Annotated in this window: 1 protein-coding gene and 1 pseudogene; one reads left to right on the top strand and one right to left on the bottom strand. The window is 73.0% G+C overall.

Annotated elements, in window-relative coordinates:
* Positions 1-489 (bottom strand): hypothetical protein (locus OP79_RS55875; protein WP_033329802.1); only part of this gene is annotated, 489 nt, incomplete at its 3' end.
* Between OP79_RS55875 and OP79_RS49090 the strand changes: the two are divergent.
* Positions 488-742 (top strand): annotated as a pseudogene (locus tag OP79_RS49090) (sugar phosphate isomerase/epimerase); the annotation flags it as partial. The gene OP79_RS55875 and the pseudogene OP79_RS49090 sit on opposite strands and share 2 nt — an antisense overlap.

Below are 742 nucleotides of genomic sequence, written 5' to 3'. Positions count from 1 at the left end.
ACGCAGATCCCCAAGCGGCCGCTGCCGCTGGGCGCGGTCGTCGGGCACAACGCGGCGCCCGTCTCCGACGAGGTCGGCGAGGTCGAGAACGAGGACACCGCGTCCTTCACCGCCCGCTTCGAGTCCGGGCTGGTCGGCACCTTCTCGGTGACGCGCACCGGCTTCGGCCTGCCCAACGGGCTCGCCTTCGACGTCCTGGGCCTGGGCGGGCGGGCCGCGTTCGACCAGCACCGGCCCGCCGAGTACCTCTTCGACGACGCCCAGCCCAAGGCCCGTACGCGCGGCGCGCGGCAGGTCATCGCCGGGCCGCAGCTGCCGTACTTCGCGGGCGGCGTCCCGATGGAGGCGCCCGGCGTGGGCGCCAACAACGCCGACCACTTCACCTACCAGGCCCGGGCCTTCCTCGACCAGGTCGCCGGCGTCGCCGATCCGCTGCCGGCCTGCGCCACGTTCGCCGACGCGCTGCGGACCCTTCACCGACCGCGGCATGGAGCTCACCGGCCTCAACTGCAACGGCAACCCGCTCAACCCGCTCCCCGGCGTCGGCCCCAAGCACGCCGACGACCTGCGCCGCACCATCCGCCTCGCGGGCCTGCTCGGCGTCAGGCACGTCGTCACCATGTCCGGCACGCCGGGTTCCGACCCGGATGCCAAGTACCCCTCCTGGGTGGTGAATCCGTGGGACGGCGTGTACATGGACGTCCTGGACTACCAGTGGGCCGTGGCCGTCGACTTCTGGAAG

The organism is Streptomyces yerevanensis, assembly GCF_000716805.1.
GTDB classification, from domain to species: domain Bacteria; phylum Actinomycetota; class Actinomycetes; order Streptomycetales; family Streptomycetaceae; genus Streptomyces; species Streptomyces flaveus.
This window is presented reverse-complemented; position numbering and strand designations above follow the sequence as displayed.